The sequence below is a fragment of the Streptomyces exfoliatus genome, from assembly GCF_000725545.1.
GTDB classification, from domain to species: domain Bacteria; phylum Actinomycetota; class Actinomycetes; order Streptomycetales; family Streptomycetaceae; genus Streptomyces; species Streptomyces exfoliatus.
Genome location: NZ_JNZP01000008.1, coordinates 39850 through 63172, shown reverse-complemented (window position 1 = coordinate 63172; position 23323 = coordinate 39850). Strand labels below are relative to the sequence as shown.

General features: G+C 71.9%; 22 protein-coding genes. 7 read left to right on the top strand and 15 right to left on the bottom strand.

What is annotated here, in order from left to right; translation table 11 throughout:
• The first annotated feature begins 55 nt into the window (after positions 1-55).
• Both IO20_RS0111290 and IO20_RS0111285 read left to right on the top strand, forming a co-directional pair.
• Positions 56-1339, top strand: coding sequence for a DUF5919 domain-containing protein (locus IO20_RS0111290; RefSeq protein WP_030549517.1), 1284 nt, complete (start codon positions 56-58; stop codon positions 1337-1339).
• A 66-nt stretch (positions 1340-1405) separates the two neighbouring features.
• On the top strand, positions 1406-2128 hold the full coding sequence (locus IO20_RS0111285; protein ID WP_030549519.1) for a 3'-5' exonuclease: 723 nt from the start codon (positions 1406-1408) through the stop codon (positions 2126-2128).
• A gap of 67 nt (positions 2129-2195) precedes the next feature.
• Here IO20_RS0111285 and IO20_RS0111280 read toward each other — a convergent pair whose 3' ends face one another.
• Positions 2196-3053 (bottom strand): phosphotransferase enzyme family protein, encoded by an 858-nt coding sequence (locus IO20_RS0111280; protein ID WP_030549520.1) that lies wholly within the window; start codon positions 3051-3053, stop codon positions 2196-2198.
• Positions 3054-3196: 143 nt separating this feature from the next.
• Here IO20_RS0111280 and IO20_RS0111275 point away from each other — a divergent pair, with 143 nt between their 5' ends.
• From IO20_RS0111275 to IO20_RS0111255, 5 genes are all read left to right on the top strand, one after another.
• The gene (locus IO20_RS0111275) at positions 3197-4141 is read left to right on the top strand and encodes a carbohydrate ABC transporter permease (protein WP_030549521.1); all 945 of its coding nucleotides are present in this window, start codon (positions 3197-3199) and stop codon (positions 4139-4141) included.
• Complete coding sequence (locus IO20_RS0111270) at positions 4138-4980, top strand: carbohydrate ABC transporter permease (protein ID WP_030549522.1); 843 nt, start codon at positions 4138-4140, stop codon at positions 4978-4980. Before IO20_RS0111275 ends, IO20_RS0111270 begins: the two co-directional genes overlap by 4 nt.
• Positions 4977-6275 carry an ABC transporter substrate-binding protein gene (locus tag IO20_RS0111265; protein WP_030549523.1) on the top strand — a complete coding sequence of 433 codons (1299 nt, stop codon included), beginning with the start codon at positions 4977-4979 and terminating at the stop codon, positions 6273-6275. Before IO20_RS0111270 ends, IO20_RS0111265 begins: the two co-directional genes overlap by 4 nt.
• Positions 6276-6416: 141 nt before the next feature.
• A complete protein-coding gene (locus IO20_RS0111260; RefSeq protein ID WP_030549524.1) occupies positions 6417-6971 on the top strand; it encodes a DUF1697 domain-containing protein in 555 nt (184 codons plus the stop codon).
• An 83-nt stretch (positions 6972-7054) separates the two neighbouring features.
• The gene (locus IO20_RS0111255) at positions 7055-7684 is read left to right on the top strand and encodes a mycothiol-dependent nitroreductase Rv2466c family protein (protein ID WP_030549525.1); all 630 of its coding nucleotides are present in this window, start codon (positions 7055-7057) and stop codon (positions 7682-7684) included.
• Between the two features lie 30 nt (positions 7685-7714).
• Here IO20_RS0111255 and IO20_RS0111250 read toward each other — a convergent pair whose 3' ends face one another.
• The 14 genes from IO20_RS0111250 to IO20_RS0111185 form a co-directional block, all read right to left on the bottom strand.
• Complete coding sequence (locus tag IO20_RS0111250; RefSeq protein WP_030549526.1) at positions 7715-8410, bottom strand: hypothetical protein; 696 nt, start codon at positions 8408-8410, stop codon at positions 7715-7717.
• Positions 8407-12984, bottom strand: coding sequence for a CHAT domain-containing protein (locus tag IO20_RS0111245; RefSeq protein WP_030549528.1), 4578 nt, complete (start codon positions 12982-12984; stop codon positions 8407-8409). Before IO20_RS0111245 ends, IO20_RS0111250 begins: the two co-directional genes overlap by 4 nt.
• A gap of 99 nt (positions 12985-13083) precedes the next feature.
• Positions 13084-13824 (bottom strand): sirohydrochlorin chelatase, encoded by a 741-nt coding sequence (locus IO20_RS0111240; RefSeq protein WP_030549529.1) that lies wholly within the window; start codon positions 13822-13824, stop codon positions 13084-13086.
• Positions 13825-13832: 8 nt separating this feature from the next.
• The gene (locus IO20_RS0111235; protein ID WP_030549530.1) at positions 13833-14726 is read right to left on the bottom strand and encodes an ABC transporter permease; all 894 of its coding nucleotides are present in this window, start codon (positions 14724-14726) and stop codon (positions 13833-13835) included.
• Complete coding sequence (locus IO20_RS0111230; RefSeq protein ID WP_030549532.1) at positions 14713-15507, bottom strand: ABC transporter ATP-binding protein; 795 nt, start codon at positions 15505-15507, stop codon at positions 14713-14715. Before IO20_RS0111230 ends, IO20_RS0111235 begins: the two co-directional genes overlap by 14 nt.
• A gap of 67 nt (positions 15508-15574) precedes the next feature.
• Positions 15575-16684: an aliphatic sulfonate ABC transporter substrate-binding protein gene (locus IO20_RS0111225; RefSeq protein ID WP_030549533.1), complete on the bottom strand. Its 1110-nt coding sequence runs from the start codon at positions 16682-16684 to the stop codon at positions 15575-15577.
• A 203-nt stretch (positions 16685-16887) separates the two neighbouring features.
• The gene (locus tag IO20_RS0111215; RefSeq protein WP_030549535.1) at positions 16888-18231 is read right to left on the bottom strand and encodes a sulfate adenylyltransferase subunit 1; all 1344 of its coding nucleotides are present in this window, start codon (positions 18229-18231) and stop codon (positions 16888-16890) included.
• Positions 18231-19166 carry a sulfate adenylyltransferase subunit CysD gene (gene cysD, locus IO20_RS0111210; RefSeq protein ID WP_030549536.1) on the bottom strand — a complete coding sequence of 312 codons (936 nt, stop codon included), beginning with the start codon at positions 19164-19166 and terminating at the stop codon, positions 18231-18233. The genes IO20_RS0111215 and cysD overlap by 1 nt, the downstream gene beginning before the upstream one ends.
• The gene (gene cysC / locus IO20_RS0111205; RefSeq protein ID WP_030549537.1) at positions 19163-19753 is read right to left on the bottom strand and encodes an adenylyl-sulfate kinase; all 591 of its coding nucleotides are present in this window, start codon (positions 19751-19753) and stop codon (positions 19163-19165) included. Before cysC ends, cysD begins: the two co-directional genes overlap by 4 nt.
• Positions 19753-20469 carry a phosphoadenylyl-sulfate reductase gene (locus tag IO20_RS0111200; RefSeq protein ID WP_030549538.1) on the bottom strand — a complete coding sequence of 239 codons (717 nt, stop codon included), beginning with the start codon at positions 20467-20469 and terminating at the stop codon, positions 19753-19755. The genes cysC and IO20_RS0111200 overlap by 1 nt, the downstream gene beginning before the upstream one ends.
• Entirely contained in the window at positions 20466-20645 is a 180-nt protein-coding gene (locus IO20_RS0111195; protein WP_030549539.1) for a hypothetical protein, read from the bottom strand. Before IO20_RS0111195 ends, IO20_RS0111200 begins: the two co-directional genes overlap by 4 nt.
• Positions 20642-22339 carry a nitrite/sulfite reductase gene (locus tag IO20_RS0111190; protein ID WP_030549540.1) on the bottom strand — a complete coding sequence of 566 codons (1698 nt, stop codon included), beginning with the start codon at positions 22337-22339 and terminating at the stop codon, positions 20642-20644. The genes IO20_RS0111195 and IO20_RS0111190 overlap by 4 nt, the downstream gene beginning before the upstream one ends.
• Positions 22340-22475: 136 nt before the next feature.
• Positions 22476-22559, bottom strand: coding sequence for a putative leader peptide (locus IO20_RS42145; RefSeq protein WP_310591794.1), 84 nt, complete (start codon positions 22557-22559; stop codon positions 22476-22478).
• A 151-nt stretch (positions 22560-22710) separates the two neighbouring features.
• Positions 22711-23280 (bottom strand): GNAT family N-acetyltransferase, encoded by a 570-nt coding sequence (locus tag IO20_RS0111185; RefSeq protein WP_030549541.1) that lies wholly within the window; start codon positions 23278-23280, stop codon positions 22711-22713.
• Between the last annotated feature and the right edge of the window lie 43 nt (positions 23281-23323).

The window sequence follows — 23323 nt, the reverse complement described above, 5'->3', positions numbered from 1 at the left end:
TGATCGTTGTCGGACCGGTCGACACGGGCGTCCAGGAGCAGAAGGCGGTGCGCGGGTGAGCTCGGGAGGTCTGGAGCTGCCCCCAGGGGATGCGGGCCGTGAGGGGGGCCCGGCGGACTCCGCCGAGGCGCCGCCCGGCGCGGTCGCCCCGCCGGGCGCCGTGCCGCCGGGCACGGTCACCGTCGCCCGCCCTGTGGAGATCGGGGCCGAGCTCGACTGGGGTGCCGAGGCCTGGAGCGAGGTCCGCACCCGCGCCCAGCGCGCCGGGCGGGCCTACATCTGGCTGAACCTCGTCGAACAGCGGCTCCGCGCCGTGGTCGCCGCCGTCCTGCGGCCCGTGTACGAACCGGTGCACGGCGAGGAGTGGGTGGTGGCCGCGGCCGGCCCGGCGGGCCAGGAGTGGGTGCAGCGAGCCGTCGCCGTGCGCGAGGTGTCGCGCCGCAAGGGCTACCTCCTCGACCCGGCCGACGACAACGTGCTGAGTTTCCTCACCCTCCCGCAGCTACGGGAGCTGATGGTCCAGCACTGGCCCTGCTTCGAGCCCTACTTCGACGACCGGCGCGAGGTCGAGCTCGCCCTCGACGAACTGGAGGTCACGCGGAACGTGGTCTCCCGCAACCGGGCCCTCTCGCTGACCGTGCTCGCCCAGTCCGAGCGGGCCTCCGCCCGCATCCTGGAGATCCTCGGCAGCGGCGCCGGGGTGCCGTCCGCCGACCGGCTGCCCGTGGACGCGGTCGAGGACCTCGTCGGCGACCGGTACGCGGACGTGGTCTCCGTCCATCCCGACCGGGTGCGGCTCCAGCGACAGCTGCCCGCCGAGGACCTCTTCGGCGGCGCGCGCCGCCTCGACGCCACCGGCATAGGTCTCAATCTGCTCGTGCAGAACTTCTCCGGCCGGCGCATGGTCCGGCTCGCCGAGTCCGGCTGCAGGACCCGGCTCCTGTTCCTCAACCCGGCGAGCAGCGCGGTCAAGCGCCGCGAGCGGGAACTCGGCCTCCGGAAGGGCGAGCTGAGCCGCTCCGTCGAGATGAACATCCTGCACATGCGCCGGGTCCGCTCCAAGCTCCGCGACCCGGGCGCCTTCCAGATCCACGTCTTCGACGAGACCCCCCGCTTCACCGCCTACCTGGTGGACGGTGACGGACCGGACGGGGTCGGCGTCGTCCAGTCCTACCTGCGCCGGGCCCGGGGCATGGAGGCCCCCGTCCTCGTGCTGCGCGGCGGCGGGCGGAACGTGGTGCGGCACGGTCAGGGCAGCCATGACGGCGATCACGGACTTTTCCAGACATACCGGGAGGAGTTCGAATCCGTCTGGCTCGACTCCCGACCCGTCTCCTGAACCCGATGTCAGTGGCCCGTGCGAGGGTGGTCAGCACCACGGGGGAGATCACGTAAGGAGGACCCGATGGCTTGGCATGGGGAGACACTGGTCGGCTTCGACCTGGAGACCACCGGCACCGATCCGCTGGAGGCCCGGATCGTGACGGCCTCGATCGTCGCCGTCCACGAGGGACGGGTCGTCCGGCAGCGCGACTGGCTCGCCGACCCCGGCATCCGCATCCCCGAACAGGCCTCCGCCATCCACGGCATCAGCAGCGAGCGGGCCGCCGCCGAGGGCCGCCCGGTCCGGGAGGTCGCCGACGAGATCGCGGAGACCCTGACCGGGTACTGGAAGCAGGGCGTGCCGGTCGTGGCGTACAACGCCTCCTTCGACCTGACGCTCCTCTCCGCCGAGCTGCGCCGCCACGGACTGCCCTCGCTGAGCGAGCGGCTCGGCGGCACCGGCATCGGACCCGTCGTCGACCCGTACACCATCGACCGGGCGGTCGACCGCTACCGGCGCGGCAAGCGGACCCTGGAAGCGGTCTGCGGCGAGTACGGGGTGGTCCTCGAAGCCGCCCACCAGGCCGCCGCCGACGCGCTCGCCGCCGTCCGGGTCGCCGTCGCGATAGCCGAGCGGCACCCCGAGGTCGCCGCGATGCACCCGGCCGAACTCCACGAGCGGCAGATCGTCTGGTACCGCGCCTGGGCCGAGAACTTCCAGGCTTTCCTGCGCCGCAAGGGCGACACGGAGGCGGTCGTCGACCCGGTTTGGCCCCTGCGCGACGCCGTCGCGTTGATCTTGTAGACCTGCCGGTCCGCAGGCGAAGTGAGTCAGGAATCCCCCTCCTTCAGAAGGGGGAGCAGTCAAGATGTCAGAACGGGTACCAGCGCACCTCGGGATCGCCGTCCCGCAGCGAGGACACCCGCCGCTCGAATTCGGCCAGTGCCTTCGGGTTCGCCGGTGCGTGCTGCGCCACCCACGCACAGCTCGCCGTCTCCCGCGCCCCCCGCAGCACCGCACACCCCTCCCACTCCCGGACGTCCCAGCCGTACGCCTCCGTGAACGCCTCGTACGCGGCCGGATCGAGGCCGTACCGGTCACGCGAGAGCGCGAGCACCACCAGATCGTGCTCACGCAGGTCCGAGGAGAAGGTCTCCAGGTCCACCAGGACCGGCCCCTCAGGACCGACGTGGACGTTCCGCGGGAGGGCGTCACCGTGGATCGGGCCCGGCGGCAGATGCGGGGTCAGGGCGGCGGCCGCCGGGGCGAAGGAGTCGCGCCTCTCCCGCAGGAAGGCCGCGTCCGCCGGGTCGATCGCGTCCCCCGCGAGCCGCAGCCACCGCTCCACCCCGCCGAGCAGCTCACGGCGGGGCAGTGTGAACCCCACCGGCTCCGGCAGGGCGTGCACGGCCCGCAGCAGCGGGGCGAGATCACGGGGCTCCGTGGGCCGCACCGCCTCGGGCAGCCGGTGCCAGAGGGTCACCGGATGCCCCTCGACCAGACGCGGCTTCCCCTCGGCGGCCCGCACCGCCGGGACCCCGGCCTCGGCGAGCCAGCCGGCGAGGGCCAGTTCCCGCTCGGCCCGCCCGAACAGCTCCGCGTCCCTGCCCACCTTCACCGCGAGACCGCCCACGGCGAAGACGGCGTTCTCCCCGAGGGCGAGCAGTCGCGCCTCCCCGACCGGCAGCCCCGCCGCCGCCAGGATCTCCCGCGCCCGCGCCTCGTCCATCGACCTCTCCCTCACCTGTGCGTTTGAGCCAAAGTCTCGCATCCACGCAGCTCACCGCGCAGGCCGCCTTGACGGCCCGACGACCCGTCAGGACCATGACGGGGTTCCCACGGCGGCGGAGGCAGCGGACGGGGGTCGGATCGATGAGCTCGGCGACCGCGACGAAGCGGCCGGACGGGGCGCGGACACCGCGCACCGTCCGCCCGGCACGACCCCGGGGCCCCGACTTCGGCGCGTGGTTCCTGGTGCTCCCCGCGCTCCTGCCCATCCTGGTGCTCAGCGTCGGCCCGCTGCTCTACGGCATCGCGCTCGCCTTCACCGACGCCCAGTCGGGCCGCACCCAGGCCACCCGGTGGACGGGCACGCTCAACTTCCAGGACCTGCTGCACGACACCCTCTTCTGGGACTCGTTCCGCATCGGGGTGGTCTGGGCCGTCGGGGTGACCGTCCCGCAGTTCCTCCTCGCCCTCGGCCTGGCCCTCCTGCTCAACCAGAAGCTCCGCTTCCGCTGGCTGGCACGCGCTCTCGCGATCGTCCCCTGGGCGATGCCCGAGGTCGTCGTCGGCATCATGTGGCGGCTGGTCTACAACCCCGACGCCGGCATCCTCAACGAGACCCTCCGGAACCTCGGCCTCGGTGAGGGCCACGACTGGCTGTCCGGGCTCGCCACCGCACTCCCCGCCGTCATCGTCGTCGGCGTCTGGGCCGGCATGCCGCAGACCACCGTCGCCCTGCTCGCCGGCCTCCAGAACACCCCGCGCGAACTCCACGAGGCCGCCGCTCTCGACGGCGCCGGAGCCTGGCGCCGCTTCCGCACCGTCACCTGGCCCGCACTCCGACCGGTCGCCCTCGCCATCACCGCCCTCAACCTCATCTGGAACTTCAACTCCTTCGCCCTGGTCTACGTGCTCACCAGCGGCGGACCCGGCGGCCGCACCCGGCTCCCCATGCTCTTCGCCTACGAAGAGGCCTTCCGCTACGGACAGTTCGGCTACGCCGCCGCGATGGGCTGCGTGATGATCGCCGCCGTCTCGGTGCTCATCGCCCTCTCCCTCGTACGCCGGCTGAAAGGGGACCAGGACCGGTGAGCGCCCTCCGGACGAGCGGACCCGCGCGGGTCGGCCAGTACCTCGCCCTCCTCGCGTACCTGGTCTTCCTCGCCTTCCCCTTCCTCTGGCTCGTCTCCACCGCCTTCAAGCCCGCGCCCGAGCTGGCCTCGCTCCACCCCACCTGGATCCCCGAGGACCCCACGCTCGGCAACTTCCGGCAGGCCTTCGACGAACAGCCCCTGCTCAGGGCCGCCGTGAACAGCCTGATCGCCGCCGTCTCCGCCGCCCTCATCGCGGTCGCCGTCGCCACCCCGCTCGCCTACGTCACGGCCCGCCACCGGGGCAGGCTCGCCTCGGCCGCCACCGGCTGGGTCGTGATCAGCCAGGCCTTCCCCTTCGTCCTGGTGATCATCCCGCTCTTCCTGATCCTCAAGAACCTCCACCTCGTCAACAGCGTCCTCGGCCTCGTCCTGGTCTACGTGGTCTGGTCGCTGCCCTTCGCCCTCTGGATGCTCATGGGATACGTCAGGGCCGTCCCCGCCGAGCTCGAAGAGGCCGCCGCCGTCGACGGCGCGGGGCGGCTGCGCACCCTCGTCTCCGTCACCGCACCGCTGCTCGCCCCCGGCATCGTCGCCACCGCCCTCTTCGCCTTCGTCACCGCGTGGAACGAGTTCTTCTTCGCGCTCGTCCTGCTCAAGACCCCGGAGAAGCAGACCCTGCCGGTCGTCCTCACCCACTTCCTCGGAGCCGAGGGCGTCGCCGACCTCGGCCCGCTCGCCGCGGCGGCGTTCCTCGCGACGCTGCCCTCCCTCGTCGTCTTCGCCCTCCTCCAGCGACGCATCACCGGCGGGATGATGGCCGGGGCGGTGAAGTCATGAGGAGGATCCTCACCGCCGCCGCCGCGCTCGCCCTGCTCCTCACCGGATGCACGGCCGGCGACAAGGGCCCCGACGACGGAGTCGTACGGCTCCGCTTCCAGTCCCTCGCCTGGCAGAAGGAGTCCGTCGACGCCAACCGGCAGCTCGTGGACGAATGGAACGCCACCCACCCCCGCGTCCAGATCGACTACGTCCAGGGCAGCTGGGACTCCGTCCACGACCAGCTCCTCACCTCCTTCGAGGGCGGCGAGGCCCCCGACCTCATCCACGACGCCTCCGACGACCTGGCCGACTTCGCCTACGGCGGCCACCTCGCCGACCTGCGCCCACTGCTGTCCGAGCGGCTGCGCGCCGACATCCCCGCCCGCAGTTGGGAGACCACCACCTTCGGCCCCGACAAGGGCGTCTACGGCGTGCCGTTCCTCCAGGAACCGCGCGTGATCATCGCCAACCGGAAGATCCTGCAATCCTCCGGCGTCCGCGTCCCCACGCCGGAGAAGCCCTGGAGCTGGCCCGAGTTCCGGCAGATCGCCCAGGACCTCACCCGCACCATGGGCCCCGGCGGGTACGCCGTCGCCTGGCCCCTCAAGGAACCGGTCTCCGTCAGCCTCAACCTCGGGCTCTCCGCGGGCGGCCGGCTCTTCCACCGCGAAGCCGACGGACGGGTCACCATCCGCTTCACGGAGTCCGACGCCGTCGTCCCCGGCACCATCCACGACCTGGTCGTCACCGACCGCACCGCCCCGCGCACCACCCTCGGCAGCGGCGGCTCCGACACCCTGCCCGGCTTCTTCGCCGGCAAGTACGCCATGGTCCCGCTCGGCTTCGCCTACCGGCAGCAGATCGCCCAACAGGCCCCGAAGGGCTTCGAGTGGACCGTGCTGCCCGCCCCCGCCGGGGACGCCGGGCTCGCCCAGGGCGTCTCCCCGCAGACCCTGTCGATCGCCGAGGACAGCCCGTACAAGAAGGAGGCGGCGGAATTCCTCGACTTCTTCCTCCGGCCGGAGAACATGGTGCGGCTCGCCCGCGGCGACTGGATGCTGCCCACCGGTACGAAGGCCCTCGCCGACCCCTCGCTGCACACCGCGGAGGACGGCTGGGCGACCGGCGCGGCGGTGGCGCAGCGGCTGCGGCCCGCGCCCGCGCAGTCGGTACGGGGCTATCCGGAGTGGAAGGACAAGGTCGCGACCCCGGCCTTCCAGGAGTACTACAGCGGGGCCATCGACGTGGGGGAGCTGCGCAGAAGGCTGGTGGAGGACGGCAACCGGGTGCTCGCCCGCTATCAGCGCAAATGATGGATTCGCGATTACGAAACCTTGTTGAATAAGTCACAGATGAGTGAAGGGTCTTCTCCCCGATCCCCTCCATCGGCCAGTGTTCGAACCGGCCACCGTGCCGCCCCCCACGAGGCGCGGTGGCCCACTTAGAGTGAGGCCATGACGCAGACATACGCGCTCCTGCTCCGCGGAATCAACGTCAGCGGGCACCGCAAGGTCCCCATGCCGGAGCTGCGGGCCGTCCTCGAAGAACTCGGGCACCGGAACGCGCGCACGCATCTGCAGAGCGGGAACGCCGTCTTCACCACCGACTCCACCGCCGGCGAGGACGCGCTCACCACCCAGATCGAGGACGCGATCGAGAGCCGCTTCGGCTTCCGCGTCGACTGCCTCGTCCGGGACGGCGACTACCTCGCGGCCGTGGCGGCCGCCTGCCCCTTCCCCGCCGCCGAGCTCGAGGGCAAACAGCTCCACGCCTTCTACCTCTCCGGGCCCGCGGACCCGGAGCGCTTCGCCGGGATCGACCGCGCCGCCTACCTCCCCGAGGACTTCGCCCTCGGCGACCGGGTCCTCTACCTCCACGTCCCCGAAGGCCTGGGCAGGTCGAAGCTGGCCGACGTCCTCACCCGGCCGTCCGTCGTCAAGGGCCTGGTGGTCACCGCCCGCAACTGGAACACCGTGGTCAAGCTGGTGGAGATGACGCGGGAGGCCTGACGGCGAAGCGGCCCGAGTGGCCCAGCCCGGTGGCTGCCGATTGGCCCAAGCCGACGGGCCATTCGCTGGCTAGATTCGGCCGTATGACGACCACCACCGAGACCCCGTCCCGTCCCACCGTCGACTTCTTCTTCGACCCGGCCTGCCCCTTCGCCTGGATCACCTCCCGCTGGATCCTGGAGGTCGAACGGCACCGGGACATCGACCTCCGCTTCAAGGTCATGAGCCTGTACCTGCACAACGAGGGCAACACCCTGCCCGACTGGTACCGCGCACTGGTCGACGCCTCGATCGGACCCGTCCGGGTCGCGGCGGCCGCCGCCGCACAGCACGGCGAGGAGATCCTCCGCCCGCTCTACACCGCGTACGGCACCCGCATCCACGAGCAGAAGCGCGACGACCTCGACGCCGTCGTCGAGGAGTCCCTCGCCGAACTCGGCCTCCCCGCCGCACTCGCGAAGGCCGCCCACGACCCCGGGTACGACGAGGACGTCCGCCGCCACCACGACGCCGGCAAGGAACCCGACACCGGGGCGTACGTCGGCACCCCCACGATCCACGTCGACGGCACCGTCTGGTTCGGCCCGGTCCTGCGCGCGATCCCGCGCGACGAGAAGGCCGCCGAACTCTTCGACGGCTTCCGCGTCCTGGCCGCCCACCCCGACTTCTTCGAACTCAAGCGAACCCGCACCGGAAGCCTCGACTTCGGCTGACGCCCCCGCGAGCTGCCGCGGGAACCGGGGTCACACGAGGCGACAGCTGCCGTCGATGCCGGCGATCTTGCCCGACAGGCGCAGGAACCGCCCGAGCCCCCTGGGCAGGACGCGGGTGCGCAGGGTCACGACGGCGTCGACGGGCTGCCCTTCCGGGGCCCGGACGAGCAGCCGCAGCTCCTCGTTGACGTGCAGGAACGCGCGATCGGAAGCCCTGAAGTCCCAGTAGGCGCTGGTGAATCCGACCCCGGACGACGTGATGCGCGGACAGTAGACGGTACGCCGCCGCAACACCTCGGGACCGGCCTCCAGGCCCAACGGCGTCCCCGCCACGCTGAACGTGAGGTTCGCCCCCAGCGTCGTCTCGATCTCCTGGGGCGTGTCGCCCTCCACCAGGGTGGGCGACATGGCCGCGACGGTCGCGCCAGGGCTGGGCGACAGATCGAGGACCAGACGGGACCAGGCGACCGTGGACTCGGGATGCGTCTGCACCACCAGGATCAGCGGGATGTCGTATCCCTGGAGCCCGGGCTCGCCCGTGTCCACCGGGGTGACCGTGCCCCGGGCGAGTCCGATCCGCGTCTCGCGGCGCAGAAGCCGCACCGTCGTCTCGTCGACCGTGGTGAAGGCCCGGTCGGCCTCGTCCTCCTCCACGGTCGGCTCGACCAGCCCCACCAGCCGGTATCCCTCCGGAAGCCGGGGGGAGAGGTCCAGCGTCTCCGTCATGCGTCGCTCCTTCCACTCGAAGATCCCAGGGTGTCGGCCGCCCGGCCGCCGGAGGTCCGGTCCGCCCGCCACTCGCCCAGCAGACAGAAGGCGGCCCAGCGGTCGAGGCGGTCCCCGCCGGGCCGGTCGCGCGAGGCCAGCACGGCCGCGCGCAGCGCGCCCGCCGGAGTCGCGCCCGACAGGGTCAGCTCGTGGAACGCCCCCATGATGTCGGCCGTGGAGCGGTCCGGGACCCGCCACAGACTCATGACGAGGGACCGGACGCCCGCGAAGAGGAGGGACCGGCTCAGGCCCAACACCTCGTCGGTGCGATCGACGCCTCCGAGCCCGGTCTCGCAGGCCGACAGGACGGCCAGGCGCACACCGTGCCAGTCCTCCCGCAGGATGTCCCGCCCGGTGAGCGGCCCGTCCGCGAGCGCCAGACCCGACGACAAGGGGTCGTCCGCACGGAAGGTGGCATGGCAGGCGGCGTGCAGGATCTCCGACCCGGCCATCGCGTCGAGCACCCTCCGGCGGGTCGCGTCGGCGCCCAGAAGCGGCTCCGTGCCCAGACGCGCGGCGAGCAGCCGCGCCTCCTCCCGGGCGTACGGCAGGTCGCCGCCGGGATCGCCGAGCACCACGGCTCCCCGCCCGGTCCGCGGCTCCCGGTGGGCGAGGGTGCCGAGCAGCGAGATGCTCGGCAGGTACGCCACCGGGTTCCGCTCGATCAGGGAGGCACCTCCGTCGGGAGACAGGGCGTGGAAGGGAACGTTGTGGAGGGGGCCGGTCGGGCAGATCAGCACCGTGTCCTCCGGCCGGGTCAGGCCCGCCAGCGGGGCGACGAGCGGCGAGAGCATCTGTTGGAAGAGGCCGGGCATGTCGATGGCCATCTCCCTGACCTGCCCGGCACTTCCGAAGTTGTCCGCCACGAACCGGGTCAGGGCGGCTCCGTCCGCGTCGATCGGCGTCACGGCGAGTCCGGTCCGGGGGTCGAGCAGGAAGAGGACGAGCCGGCCGTCGCCCAGGCGGGCGTACGAGGCCACCACCACCTGCTCCCCGCGCAGCCGCGCGAGGGCGGCGTCGGCCGTGACGGCCGCGGCGGAACGCACGGCGGCGTACTCCGCGCCCGACACGTGGTGCGAGGCCATCTCCGACCACAGCGCGTCCAGCTCCCGGCGGACGGTCCGGAGCCGCGTCCAGTCCGTGCGCGGGGCCCGTTCCAGCGCCGTACGCTCGCGGAGGAGTCCCGACTCACGGTAGATCAGAGCCGCCGGCACGCCGTCCGGAGCTCTCAGCTCCGCCGTACTGAGCGTGTCGAGGAGCGTGCGGGAGCGCAGCCGTTCCGCTGCGGCGAAGGCGGCCCCGACCTCGGCCGGCCCGTCGCTCCCCTCGGGGCCCTCGGGCCCGTCCCGCCTCTCGGCTCCGGCGGCGCCGTCCAGGTGGTACTGGACGAGGAGTTCGTACACCTCGGCGCGTTCCTCCTGGAGGTGCCGCCGCAGGGCGGGGTCGGGCTGCGCGGCCCGTACGAGATCGGAGAGTTCGACGCCCAGTTCGAGGACCCGGATCGCGGTCTCCGGTTCATCGGCCGTCCAGGCGGCCCTGGCCATGGGGGCGACGACCTGCCAGACCCGCTCGGCGTTCTCGATCCGTACCGGCTGCCCGGCACCGTGGCGCGGATGCCACACGAGGGGACCGACGGACTCCGCGGGCACACCGGACAGCTGGAGGACGTGCTCGTACGCCTCCAGGGGGTCCCCGAGCTCCGGACGGGCGCCGAGGATCTCGGCGGTCACCAGCCAGTCGGTCGCCAGTCGGTCCGAGTTCCCCGCGTTGTGCCGGCGGGCCAGGGCCGCGTGGCGCAGCGCGCCGCGCTGCGGACCGAGCACGGCCAGGGCCCGCGCGCGGGTGTGGTGGACCAGGGCCAACGCGTGCTCGACCGGACTCCAGCCCGCCTCCCGCTCGGCGAGCGGCAGAGCCTCGTCGAGCAGGCGGAAGCATGTGTCCGGATCGCCCTCCCCGAGCGAGATGAGGGCTTGTGCGCACATGGCCACTATCCGGTCGTGGTCGGAGTGCGGAGCCCCCTCGCGCCATCGGTCCGACAGTCCGTCGTAGCGCCCGGCGGCCTCGATGTCCCCGCAGCGCTCGGCCGCGGCGGCGAGCATCCCGTACAGGTCGGCGCGGGGGTTCTCCCGCAGCACGTGCGCGCCCGGAAGACCGGTCATCGGCCTGCCGGCCAGCTCGCGCTCCTCCCGGTCCTTCTCCAGCCAGACCTCGGCGTCGCGCAGCACCGCGTACGCCTCGGCGTACTGCCCGAAGTCGGTGAGGTACGCCGCTTTCGCCTGCAGGGCGTCGCTGATGAGCAGGGCGCGGCCGGCGAACTCGGGTGCGCCGTCGCCCCACTGGGACGGGAGGCCGGTCACGAGCTCCAGCTTACGTTCGGCCATGAGGAGCGCGCGCCCGGTGTCGCCCGCCTTGGCGTTCCACTGCCAGGAGAGCACGCGGAGCGCCGTGAGCGCGGACGCGAGCCGTTCGGGCAGCCACCGTTCCTGCCAGCGTGCGAACGCGTCGTCGTCCGGCAGCGCGTCGAGGAGCTCCGCCGTCCAGGGCTCGCGTGCGCGGAGCACGGCTTCGAGGTGCTCCGGCAGGCGGTGCCGGATCCCCGCGGGCGACAGCCGGGTCAGCTCCTCCTCGACGGAGTCCGGCACGTCGGCACCGTCGCCGGGAGCGGGAGCGGGAGCGGGAGCGGGCGCCGCAGGCGCGGCCGGACGCCGCAGCCTGCGCCAGACGCGCCGTGGCAGAGACGTCCGCTCCGGTGCCGCTGGATCCGCGACCGCTTCACCGTCGTCGTACTCCTCCGGCGGAGGGAGCGCGGCGAGTGCCTGCCGGGCGCCTCCGTACCCGGGGTCGAGCGCGAGCGCGCGCTCGTAGCAGGCGCGGACGTCCGCGGTCGGGGCCGACGTCTCCCTCAACACGTCACCGAGGAAACGCCAGGCCATCGGCGTCTCCTCGACGGCGAGCGACTCCTCGAAGTAGGCCCGCGCCACCGCGAACCTGTCCTGGACGTAGTACGCGTCGCCGAGGCAGAGGAGAGCTGTGACGTGGTCAGGGTTCAGCCGTAAGGCGCCGACGTAGCAGGTGATCGCCTGCTCGAACTCGCGCCGCCCGAAATGGCCTTCGCCGCGGTGGAAGAGCTCGTCCGCCTCGCTGTGCGCCCCCTCCGGCGGCGGCTGCCGCCGGATCCCGAGGAGGTCCGCCACCTGCGCCGCGAGGACGGGTGAGTCGGCCGCGAGCGTACGGAACATCTCCGCCCCTTCGGGGCTGCCCGCGATCAGCGCCGCGGTGAGATGGGCCTGAAGCTGACCCGGTGGCAGGGCCGCGGCGGCCGTGGGATCGACGGTCAGCCTGCCGTCGGCGAAGTGGGCGGCGAGCGGAGCGGGTCCGCGCGCCGCGCTCGGGAACAGCGAGGCGATCTCCTCCTCGTTCAGGAGACGCGCGAAACGCTCGGCCCACTCCGGGGCCTCGGGTGCATCCGCCGCCGCGAGCAGGACGACGAAGAGGTGCGCGAGGCGCTCCTCGCCCGGCACGGGCGGGTCCGAGACGTGCGGCCGGAGCACCGCGACGCCCTCCTCGGGGGCGCCCACCCGCCGGTACGCCTCCGCGAGCTGGAGGGCCACGTCCCTGTCGCCCGGATGTGCGGCGTTCCAGGGCTTCAGGACCGTGACCACGGCGTGCGGCAGGTCGTGTGCCTGGTAGAACCGCGCCAGCACGTCCTGGAAGAGGGTCGTCTCGCCGTGCACCCCGAAGGCGGCGTCGAGCAGCCGGGCCCGTGCGGCGGCGGCCTCCGGGTCAGCGGCCGCGTCGATCAGGCGCCGGGCGGACACCCATCTCAACTCCGCCGCCTCGTCACGGTCGTGGCCGCGCAGCCACTCCGTCAGCAGCGCCGCCGAGGCCTCCGGACCGTCCGCCGCCCAGGCGCGGGACACCGTCCCGTAGGCCGAGAGACGAACATCCAGGGAGCGACGGACTGCGTCCCGTCGCTCCCCGGACTCCGGTCCGGTCGGCGGGCCGAGCTCCGCCGCCACCGCGCGGCGCAAGGAGTCCGCGTCCGTGCCGTCCCACGCGGACACGAGTCGGCCGACCGTCCCCAGGGTGCGGGCGAGAGGAGCCTCGTCCACCGTCAGCGCGTGGAGCCCGTGGTCGAACTGCCGCACGGCCTCCTGGTCCTGGCCTTGCAGAGCGGCCGCAGCGCCCCGCAGGACGTGGGACTCGCGACGCAGTTCCCCCGACAGGGCACGGTCACCGGTGAGGAGTTCGGCGGCGAGTGAGACCGAGGCCAGGACGTCACCGAGAGCGGCAGCCGTCGGACGGTCCCGCCAGACCGTGCCCGCCCCTTCCGCCACCTCGGTCAGATCGCCGAGGAGGTGGCCGAGCCCCTCCGCGGGCAGGGCCGCGACGGTGCGGTTCAGCTCCTTCGGCGGAAGCGAGGCCAGCCGCAGGATCCGGTCGGAGGCGGCCTGTCGATCGTCCGGATCGCGCGGGGGGACGGACCCGCCGCGCTCCGCCGCCCACAGCCGGAACAGAGCCCAACCGAACACGCCGCACCCCCTTGCGTCATGTCTGACCCCTCATACCCCGCAGGGCACGTCTGCAAGGGAGAACGAAGGAACGTCCGGCGCGGTTCCAGAGGTGGGGGATCAGCCGGCGGCGGCCACGCGGGAGAGCGGGCGGGCCGCCTCGGTGTACCGCTCGACGAGCAGCGCGGCCAGTTCGGGGGACGGGCCGAGGACGTCCGCCAGGACGTCCGCCCCTGCCGCGCCCGCCGCGATGCGGTCGGGAAGACGGCCCGGGGCGATCACGTACGGGGCGACCGCCACCCGGCGCACCCCGTCGGCGCGCAGGGCGCGGACCGCGTCCTCGGTCCTGGGAAGGGATGCGGAGGCGAACGCGGGCCGCACGGAGCACCAACCGGTGCGCCGCAGCTCCCGCGCCGTTTCTGCGATCACCGCGATCGCCTCCGGGTCGGTGGAGCCCGCCGAGGCCAGGACGACCCCGGTCGTGCTCTTGTCGCCGGGCGTGAGCCCGGCCTCGTACAGCCGTCGTTCCACCGCCGCGACCAGCAGCGGCGAGGGCCCCAGGACCTCCGCCTGCCGGATCCGCAGCGAGGGAGGGGCCTGCCGCAGGACGGCGGGGACGTCGGCCTTCGCGTGGAAGGCCCGGGTGAGCAGCAGCGGCAGCGCCACCACGTCCCGCACCCCCTCGGCGGCGAGCCGGTCGAGGACCCCCGTCACCGACGGCAGGTTGAAGTCCAGGAACGCCGTCTCCACGCGCAGCCCCGGCCGCAGCGCACCGGCCCGGCGCACCAGCGCCTGGACGGTCGCCGCGTGCCGCGGGTCGCGGCTGCCGTGGGCGATCACGAGGAGGACGGGCCTGTTCATGGTGCGGTTCAGCCCTTCGTCAGCAGACCGCGGCGGCGCAGGACCGCGCGCTCCAGCGGGCTGAAGATGAGCAGGTCGATGGCGATGCCGACGACCAGGATCAGGATGATCGCCAGGAAGATGCCCGCCATGTCGATGTTGTTGCGGCCGTTCTCCAGGAGCTGGCCGAGGCCGAGGCCCAGGTCCGGGGAGGACGCGATGATCTCCGCGGCCATCAGCGAACGCCAGGAGAACGCCCAGCCCTGCTTCAGGCCCGCCAGATAGCCCGGCAGCGCGGCCGGCATGACGATGAACCAGGCGCCCTTGAGCCCGGTCGCGCCGAGCGTCTGGCCTGCCCGCAGGTAGAGCGGCGGGACCTGGTCGACACCGGCGACGAGGCCGTTGGCGATCGACGGGACGGCACCGAGCAGGATCACCGCGTACATCATGCTGTCGTTGAGGCCGAGCCAGAGGACGGCCGGCGCCACCCAGGCCACGGACGGCAGCGACTGGAGCCCGGCGAGGATCGGGCCGATCGCCGCGCGCACGAACTTCACCCGGGAGACGAGGAGTCCCAGCGGGGTGCCGATGGCGAGGGCCAGCAGGAAGCCGAACAGGGCCCGGGACACACTGGTCCAGAGGACTTCGAGGAGCGTGCCCTCCAGCCACATCGTGGTCAGGCTGTCCCACACCGCGGACGGTGCCGGGAGCTTGTACTCGTCGGTGACCTTCAGTGTGACGAGCAGCTGCCAGACCACCAGGACGAGCACGACGGCGACGACCGGCGGCAGCACCTTCTTGAGCAGCACCTCACGGACCGGGGTCCGTCGGATCTGCACGCTGTCCAGGGCGTCCAGACCGGCTTCCAGACCGGCGAGATCGTCGGCCTTCCGTGCCTTCGGAGTCGTTTCAGTGCTGGCCATGACGGCGGATCTCCCCACGCAGGTGCTCGGTGATCTCGAGGGACAGCTCCGCGACGTCGGCGTCCTCGATGCGACGCGGCTGAGGGATGTCGATGGTCCACTCGTGCGCGATCCGGCCCGGCCGCGACGAGAGGAGGACCACGCGCTCGGCCAGCCGCACGGCCTCGCGCACGTTGTGGGTGACGAAGAGCACCGACAGCCTCGTCTCCCGCCAGATCCGGGTCAGTTCGTCGTGCAGCACGTCCCGGGTGATGGCGTCGAGCGCCGCGAACGGCTCGTCCATCAGGAGGAGATCGCTGTCCTGGGCGAGCGCGCGGGCCAGCGCGACCCGCTGGCGCATGCCGCCGGACAGCTCGTGGACCCGCTTGCCGTACGAGCCGCCGAGCCGGACCAGGTCGAGCAGCCGCTCCGCCTCGGTCCGCCGCTCGGCCTTGGGCACCCCGCGCAGCCGCAGGGCCAGTTCGATGTTCTTGCCCGCGGTGAGCCACGGGAAGAGGGCGTGCTCCTGGAACATCAGGGCCGGCCGGCCGCCGGGGGTCTCGATGGACCCCGCGGACGGCCGGTCGATCCCGGCGACCAGGTTGAGCAGCGTGGACTTGCCGCAGCCCGAGGCGCCCAGGAGGGTGACGAACTCGCCCGGAGCGACATCGAGCGAGATGTCGTCGAGGACGAGCTGCCCGCCGGCGGGTCCGCCGAAGGACTTGGATACATGCTCGATACGGGCGGCATGGGTCACCGCCGCACGGTCCTCGGCCTTGGCGAGCGTCGCGGTCGTGGCCATGGTCGTCACCTCCTGGTGAAGCTGAACTCGGGCTGCTGCGCGGGTGTCTGACGCTTTTACTCGGGGACTACTTCACGCCGAGACCGGCGTCGGAGACCTCGGGCCTGCCCGCGGCCTTCAGGACCTTGTTGAGCGGCTTCAGGTCGTAGATGCCGGACAGCTCCGGCTTCTCCAGGAGACCGGCCTTCACCGCGTGGTCCGCCTGCGCCTGGAGCGTGGCCGCCAGCGGGTCGTCGGTGAACTGGATGGACGGCCACGCGGCGTCGATCACCTTGGCGCCCAGTGCCTTGCCGGACAGGTCCTTCAGCTTGGCGTTGGCCGAGGCCTTCGCCTTGTCCTGGTTGGCGTTGATCCACTCGTTGGTCTTCACCGTGCCCCGCAGGAACGCCTCGACGACGTCGGGGTGCTCCGTGAGGAACTTCTGCGACACGATGATGTTCGTGATCACGAACTTCTTGTCCGGCCACAGGTCGGACTCGTCGAGCAGCACCTTCGCGCCGTCGCTGACCAGCTTCGACGCGGTCGGCTCGGGCACCCAGGCGCCGTCGATGGCGCCGGAGGCGTAGGCGTTCGGGGTGACCTTGTTGTCCGTACGGACCACGGAGACGTCGCCCTTGCCGCTCTCGGCGTCGACCTTCCAGCCCTTCTCGGAGATCCAGTTGAGGAAGGCCACGTCCTGCGTGTTGCCGTGCTGCGGGGTGGCGATCTTCTTGCCCTTGAGGTCGTCCAAGGTCTTGATCTTCGCGGGGTTCACGACGAGCTTCACACCGCCGGAGGCGGCGCCGCCGACGATCCGCAGGTTCGCGCCCTTGGTCTTGACGTAGCCGTTGATCGACGGCGAGGGGCCGATGAAGCCGATGTCGATCGAGCCGGCGTTGAGCGCCTCGATCTCGGAAGGACCGGCGTTGAAGGTGGTGGGCACCAGCTTGGTGCCGCCCAGCTCCTTCTGGAGGATGCCCTCCTGGTCGCCCACGAGCGCGGTGGCGTGGGTGAGGTTGGGGAAGTACCCGAGCCGTACGGTGTCGGCGGAGAGCTTCGTGCCCTCGGCGGCCACCTTCTTCTCGTCGTTCTTGGCCTCGGAGCCGTAGCCGCAGGAGGCGAGTGCGCCGATCAGCAGCGGCAGAGCGGCGGCGGCGGCGAGGCCGCGGCGCAGGGTGGTACGGGTGGTGGCAGGCACGGGAGGTTTTCCCCTCGATTCAGCGTTTTCGAAGTCTGCGTCTATGTCGTTCGGGGTGGAGCGGGTGGAGCGGGGTCGCGCCGCGCATGCGGCGCGTCGAGGTCAGCACGCACATCGCGCGACACCTCCGCGGCCCGCGCCGAGGGCGCCGGAGCCCACCCGGCCGCCTTCCTTCGCGAAGGTGGCGTACATGTCCTTCGTCATCAGAAGTCCCACCCTTCTTCGTCCTCGACGACCGTGACGGTCTTGGTGGTGGCGAACGACTCGCCCGCCATGCCCGCCGCGAGCGTGGTGCCGTCCGCCGGGTCGATCAGCAGGAACGAACCGGTGCGGCGCGAGTCCGCGTACGCGTCGAGCGCGAGCGGCTCGGCCGTGCGCACCACGACCCGGCCGATGTCGTTGGCGACCAGCTGACCCGGGTTCGGGTGCTGGGAGAGGTCGTCGAGGGTCAGCCGCGAGGGGATCTCCTTGACGATCGCCTTGACCGTGCGGGTGGTGTGCTTGAGCAGCACCCGCTGGCCGACGGCGAGCGCCTGGTCCGCGACGTGGCAGACGGTCGCCTCGATGTCCTGCGTGGTCGCCGGGGCGTCACCGCTCGGGGCGAGCAGGTCGCCGCGCGAGATGTCGATGTCGTCGGCGAGCCGGATCGTGACCGACTGCGGCGCCCAGGCGATGTCGACCGACTCGCCCAGCGCGTCGATCCCGGTGATCGTGGAGGTCTTCCCCGACGGCAGGACGGTGATCTCCTCGCCGACCCGGAAGGCGCCGGCCGCGATCTGACCGGCGTAGCCCCGGTAGTCGGGGTGCTCGGCGGTCTGGGGGCGGATCACGTACTGCACGGGGAAGCGTGCGTGGCAGCTCGTCAGGTCGTGGCTGACCGGCACGGTCTCCAGGTGCTCGAGGACCGTCGGGCCGCCGTACCAGTCCATGTTCGCGGACGGCTCCACCACGTTGTCTCCGGCGAGCGCCGAGATCGGGATCGCGGTGATCTCCGGGACGCCGAGCTCGGAGGCGTACGTCGTGAACTCCTCGGCGATGGCGGCGAAGACGGGCTCGGCGTACTCGACGAGGTCCATCTTGTTCACGGCCAGGACCACGTGCGGGACGCGGAGGAGCGCGGCGACGGCGGCGTGCCGGCGGGTCTGCTCGACGACGCCGTTGCGGGCGTCGACCAGGACCACGGCCAGCTCGGCGGTGGACGCGCCGGTGACCATGTTCCGGGTGTACTGCACGTGCCCGGGGGTGTCGGCGAGGATGAACCGGCGGCGCGGGGTCGCGAAGTAGCGGTACGCGACGTCGATGGTGATGCCCTGCTCACGCTCGGCCCGCAGACCGTCGGTGAGGAGTGCCAGGTCGGGCGCCTCCTGACCGCGGGAGCGGGAGGCGTGTTCGACGGCCTCCAGCTGGTCGGCCAGGACCGACTTGGAGTCATGCAGGAGGCGGCCCACCAGGGTGGACTTGCCGTCGTCGACGGAGCCGGCGGTGGCGAAGCGCAGCAGGGTGGTGGCCGCCAGCTGCTCGGTCAGCTGCTCGGTGGACGTGCTCATTAGAAGTACCCTTCGCGCTTGCGGTCTTCCATCGCGGCCTCGGACATCTTGTCGTCGGCGCGGGTCGCGCCCCGCTCGGTCAGTCGGGAGGCGGCGATCTCGGCGATGACGGCGTCGAGCGTGGTGGCGTCGGAGTCGACGGCGCCGGTGCAGGACATGTCGCCGACGGTGCGGTAGCGGATGAGCCGCGTCTCGACCGTCTCGGACTCCTTCGGGCCGCCCCACTCACCGGCGGTCAGCCACATGCCGCTGCGGGCGAACACCTCGCGCTCGTGGGCGAAGTAGATGTCGGGGAGTTCGATCTTCTCGCGCTGGATGTACTGCCAGACGTCGAGCTCGGTCCAGTTCGACAGCGGGAAGACGCGGACGTGCTCGCCGGGGGCGTGCCGGCCGTTGTAGAGCTGCCACAGCTCGGGGCGCTGGCGGCGCGGGTCCCACTGCGAGAACTCGTCGCGGAGGCTGAACACCCGCTCCTTGGCGCGGGCCTTCTCCTCGTCGCGCCGGCCGCCGCCGAAGACGGCGTCGAAGCGGTGCTGCTGGATCGCCTCGGTCAGCGGGACGGTCTGCAGCGGGTTGCGGGTGCCGTCAGGGCGCTCGCGGAGCTTGCCCGCGTCGATGTAGTCCTGCACGGAGGCGACGTGCAGCCGCAGTCCGTGCCGGGCGACGACGCGGTCGCGGTACTCGAGCACCTCCGGGAAGTTGTGCCCGGTGTCGACGTGCAGCAGCGTGAAGGGGACCGGCGCGGGGGCGAAGGCCTTCAGCGCCAGGTGCAGCATGACGATCGAGTCCTTGCCGCCGGAGAAGAGGATCACCGGCCGCTCGAACTCGCCCGCCACCTCACGGAAGATGTGGACGGCCTCGGACTCCAGGGAGTCCAGGTGCGACAGCGCGAACGGGCTGTCGGTGGCGTCGTGGAGATGAGCGACGGTGGTCACAGCAGACCCCTCTCGGTGAGCAGCGCGTGGAGCTGCGCTGCGGACTCCTGCACGGTCTGGTTCTGGGACTCGATCCGCAGGTCGGGCGTCTCGGGAGCCTCGTACGGGTCGTCGACCCCGGTCAGGCCGCTGATCTCGCCCGCGGCCTGCTTGGCGTAGAGGCCCTTCACGTCGCGGACGGAGCAGACCTCGACGGGGGTGGCCACGTGCACCTCGACGAAGGCGGTGCCCTCGGCCTGGTGGCGCTTGCGGACCGCCTCGCGGCTGTCGGCGTACGGGGCGATGACCGGGACCAGGACCTGTACGCCCTGCGAGGCGAGGAGTTCGGCGACGAAGCCGATGCGCTGCACGTTGGTGTGCCGGTCCTCGCGGCTGAAGCCGAGACCCGCCGACAGGAACTCGCGGATCTCGTCGCCGTCGAGGACCTCGACGCGGTGGCCCTCGCCGCGGAGGCGGCCGGCCAGCTCGTACGCGATGGTGGTCTTGCCGGCGCTCGGCAGGCCGGTGAGCCAGATGGTGGCACCGGTCACGTGGGTCTCCTGGGAGGTGTGGGAGGTCTCGGGGGAGGTCTGAGGGGTGGTGGTCATCAGCCGTGCAGCCCGCATTCGGTCTTGGCACGGCCCGCCCAGCGTCCGGCGCGGGCGTCCTCGCCCTCCAGGACGCGGCGGGTGCAGGGGGCACAGCCGACGGAGGCGTACCCGTCCATGAGGAGCGGGTTGGTGAGGACACCGTGCTCGGTGACGTACGCGTCGACGTCGTCCTGCGTCCAGCGCGCGATGGGGGAGACCTTGACCTTGCGCCGCTTCTCGTCCCAGCCGACGACCGGGGTGTTCGCCCGGGTCGGGGACTCGTCGCGGCGCAGCCCCGTCGCCCACGCGCTGTACCGGGTCAGGCCCTCTTCGAGCGGCTTGACCTTGCGCAGGGCGCAGCACCGGTCGGGGTCGCGGTCGTGCAGCTTCGGGCCGTACTCGGCGTCCTGCTCGGCCACCGTCTGACGCGGGGTCAGGGTGATGACGTTGACGTCCATGACGGCGTCCACGGCGTCACGGGTGCCGATGGTCTCCTCGAAGTGGTAGCCGGTGTCGAGGAAGACGACGTCCACGCCGGGGCGGACCCGGGAGGCGAGATGGGCGACGACCGCGTCCTCCATGGAGGACGTGACGCAGAAGGCGTCGCCGAAGGTGTCGACCGCCCACCGGAGGATCTCCAGGGGGGAGGCGTCCTCCAGCTCGCGGCCGGCCTGTTCGGCGAGTGCCTTGAGGTCGGCCGCGGTCGCGTCCTCGTTCACTTGAGTGACCGTCATATCTCTTTCCTTCCAGCGGTGTTGCTCGAAGTGCCCGGGGCGAGCAGCCCCAGGAACTTCAACTGGAAGGCTCGGCTGCACGCGGCGCATTCCCAGGCGCCGTGGCCCTGCTCGTTCGGACGCAGGTCCTCGTCGCCGCAGTAGGGGCAGTGGAACGGTGCGGCGCGCTCGCTCATGAGAGGGCCTCCTCGGAGGCGCGCGACGCCCAGGTGGCGAAGCGCTCGCCGGTCTCGCGCTCCGCCTGGAAGCGCTTGAGGACCCGCTCGACGTAGTCGGGGAGCTCGGCCGCGGTGACCTTGAGGCCCCGGACCTTGCGGCCGAAGCCGGCCTCCAGGCCGAGGGCGCCGCCCAGGTGCACCTGGTAGCCCTCGACGCGGTTGCCGTCGTCGTCCAGGACCAGCTGGCCCTTGAGGCCGATGTCCGCGACCTGGATGCGGGCGCAGGCGTTCGGGCAGCCGTTGATGTTGATCGTCAGCGGCTCGTCGAACTCCGGGATCCGGCGCTCCAGTTCGTCGATGAGCGAGGCGCCCCGCGCCTTGGTCTCGACGATCGCGAGCTTGCAGAACTCGATGCCGGTGCAGGCCATCGTGCCGCGCCGGAACGGGGTCGGGTTCACCCGCAGGTCGAGCGCCTCCAGGGCGGCGACCGCCGACTCGACCTGCGCCTCCTCGACGTCGAGCAGGATCAGCTTCTGGTCCGCGGTGGTGCGCAGCCGGCCGGAGCCGTGCTGCTCGGCCAGGCCCGCGATCTTGGTGAGGGTGGCGCCGTCGACCCGGCCCACGCGCGGGGCGAAGCCGATGTAGAAGCGGCCGTCCTTCTGGCGGTGCACGCCCATGTGGTCGCGCCACTGGCCGGCGGGCTGCTCGGGGGCGGGGCCGTCGGTCAGTTCGCGCTTGAGGTACTCGTCCTGCAGGACCTGGCGGAACTTCTCCGGGCCCCAGTCGGCGACGAGGAACTTCAGCCGGGCGCGGTTGCGCAGGCGGCGGTATCCGTAGTCGCGGAAGATCGAGATGACGCCCTCGTAGACGTCCGGGACCTCGTCGAGCGAGACCCAGGTGCCGAGGCGGACGCCGAGCTTGGGGTTGGTGGAGAGGCCGCCGCCGACCCAGACGTCGAAGCCGGGGCCGTGCTCCGGGTGGTGCACGCCGACGAAGGCGATGTCGTTGATCTCGTGCGCGACGTCGAGCTGCGGCGAGCCGGAGACCGCGGACTTGAACTTGCGGGGCAGGTTGGAGAAGTCCTTGTTGCCGACGATCCGCCGGTAGATCTCGTCGATGGCGGGCGTGCCGTCGATGATCTCGTCCTCGGCGATGCCGGCCACGGGGGAGCCGAGGATGACGCGCGGGGTGTCGCCGCAGGCCTCCGTGGTGGACAGGCCGACCGCCTCCAGGCGGTTCCAGATCTCGGGGACGTCCTCGATGCGGATCCAGTGGTACTGGACGTTCTGCCGGTCGGTGATGTCCGCCGTGCCGCGGGCGAACTCCTCCGAGATCTCGCCGATGACCCTGAGCTGCTCGGTGGTCAGCCGGCCGCCGTCGATGCGGACGCGGAGCATGAAGTACTCGTCGTCCAGCTCCTCCGGCTCCAGGACGCCCGTCTTGGTGCCGTCCAGACCCTGCTTGCGCTGGGTGTAGAGGCCCCACCAGCGCATGCGGCCGCGCAGGTCGTTGGGGTCGATGGAGTCGAAGCCGCGCTTCGAGTAGACCGTCTCAATACGTGTCCGTACGTTGAGACCGTCGTCGTCCTTCTTGAACTGCTCATTGCCGTTCAGGGGGGTGAAGTGCCCCACGGCCCACTGACCCTCGCCACGGTGGCGCCCGGCCTTGCGGCGGGCGGCGGCGGGAGTGGGGTTTTCCGGGGTGGCGGCCATGGCGTCTTGTCCTTCGGGACTGCGAGAGGGCGGCTCTGACCTGCACACTGGCGCTCAGGTCAGAGGGTGGCGCGTCAGTGCGCAGCAGGGTGGGGCAGAGTCGGGCTGTGTGGAGATCGCGGCGGTGCTGGTTCTCTCAGCGCGCCGGACAGATGGCGCTGGACATGCGGCCGAGGTCGACGTGCCGCCGACTCACCAAGGCAATTCCAGTTCCAGACATGACGGAAGCGTGTCACGGGACTTTGGACCCAGTCCAGCATCGTCCAGAATGCGGACATAGTCGTCTCGCTTGTCGAGATGGTGTGGTCTGGGTCACGCGAAAGGGGCCCTGATCAGGGCCCCTTTCGGTCGGGATGCCGGAAGCGACCGGCTCAGGCGTGGGCGCCGGGCCACGGGCCGGGCGTCTCGCTCTCCTCGACCTCCTCGACCTTGGTGTCGAACAGCCGGAAGCCGCGCCGCTCGTAGTTGGCCATCGCGTGCGGTCCGTCGAGGGAGCAGGTGTGCAGCCAGACGCGCTTCGTCGCCTCCCGCCCGGGCCACCGCTCCGCCAGGTCCCAGGCCCGCGCCACCCCGTACGAGAGCAGGTGGCCGCCGATCCGGCGCCCCCGGAAGGCCGGGATCAGGCCGAAGTAGACGATCTCCACCGTGCCGTCGTCCTGCGGGTCCAGCTCCACGTACCCGGCCGGCGTCCCCTTGTCGTACGCCACCCAGATCTCGGCCCCCGGCTTCTCGACGATCTCCTGCCACTGCTTGTACGTCAGCGACAGGCGGTCGTTCCAGCGGATGTCGCCGCCGACTGCCGTATAGAGGAAGCGGCTGAACTCCGCCGAGGGCACCTCGGCCCGCCGGACGACCACGTCGTCGCCCTCCGGCGGGGTGGCGGGGCGGAGGTCGGACGGCGAGGTCTGTTCGAGGGACCAGGTGGTGAGAGTGATGCTCATAAGGTCATCGCATCATGCGGAGCGGCTGATTCCCACCCTGTTC

Coding starts and splice junctions, on each gene's coding strand:
- IO20_RS0111185 (WP_030549541.1), bottom strand. CDS start 23,280: ATGAGCATCACTCTCACCACCTGGTCCCTCGAACAGACCTCGCCGTCC.
- IO20_RS0111190 (WP_030549540.1), bottom strand. CDS start 22,339: ATGGCCGCCACCCCGGAAAACCCCACTCCCGCCGCCGCCCGCCGCAAG.
- IO20_RS0111280 (WP_030549520.1), bottom strand. CDS start 3,053: ATGGACGAGGCGCGGGCGCGGGAGATCCTGGCGGCGGCGGGGCTGCCG.
- IO20_RS0111250 (WP_030549526.1), bottom strand. CDS start 8,410: ATGACGGAGACGCTGGACCTCTCCCCCCGGCTTCCGGAGGGATACCGG.
- cysC (WP_030549537.1), bottom strand. CDS start 19,753: ATGACCACCACCCCTCAGACCTCCCCCGAGACCTCCCACACCTCCCAG.
- IO20_RS0111235 (WP_030549530.1), bottom strand. CDS start 14,726: ATGGCCAGCACTGAAACGACTCCGAAGGCACGGAAGGCCGACGATCTC.
- IO20_RS0111285 (WP_030549519.1), top strand. CDS start 1,406: ATGGCTTGGCATGGGGAGACACTGGTCGGCTTCGACCTGGAGACCACC.
- IO20_RS0111230 (WP_030549532.1), bottom strand. CDS start 15,507: ATGGCCACGACCGCGACGCTCGCCAAGGCCGAGGACCGTGCGGCGGTG.
- IO20_RS0111200 (WP_030549538.1), bottom strand. CDS start 20,469: ATGACGGTCACTCAAGTGAACGAGGACGCGACCGCGGCCGACCTCAAG.
- IO20_RS0111215 (WP_030549535.1), bottom strand. CDS start 18,231: ATGAGCACGTCCACCGAGCAGCTGACCGAGCAGCTGGCGGCCACCACC.
- IO20_RS0111240 (WP_030549529.1), bottom strand. CDS start 13,824: ATGAACAGGCCCGTCCTCCTCGTGATCGCCCACGGCAGCCGCGACCCG.
- IO20_RS0111255 (WP_030549525.1), top strand. CDS start 7,055: ATGACGACCACCACCGAGACCCCGTCCCGTCCCACCGTCGACTTCTTC.
- IO20_RS42145 (WP_310591794.1), bottom strand. CDS start 22,559: ATGTCTGGAACTGGAATTGCCTTGGTGAGTCGGCGGCACGTCGACCTC.
- IO20_RS0111195 (WP_030549539.1), bottom strand. CDS start 20,645: ATGAGCGAGCGCGCCGCACCGTTCCACTGCCCCTACTGCGGCGACGAG.
- IO20_RS0111265 (WP_030549523.1), top strand. CDS start 4,977: ATGAGGAGGATCCTCACCGCCGCCGCCGCGCTCGCCCTGCTCCTCACC.
- IO20_RS0111260 (WP_030549524.1), top strand. CDS start 6,417: ATGACGCAGACATACGCGCTCCTGCTCCGCGGAATCAACGTCAGCGGG.
- IO20_RS0111275 (WP_030549521.1), top strand. CDS start 3,197: ATGAGCTCGGCGACCGCGACGAAGCGGCCGGACGGGGCGCGGACACCG.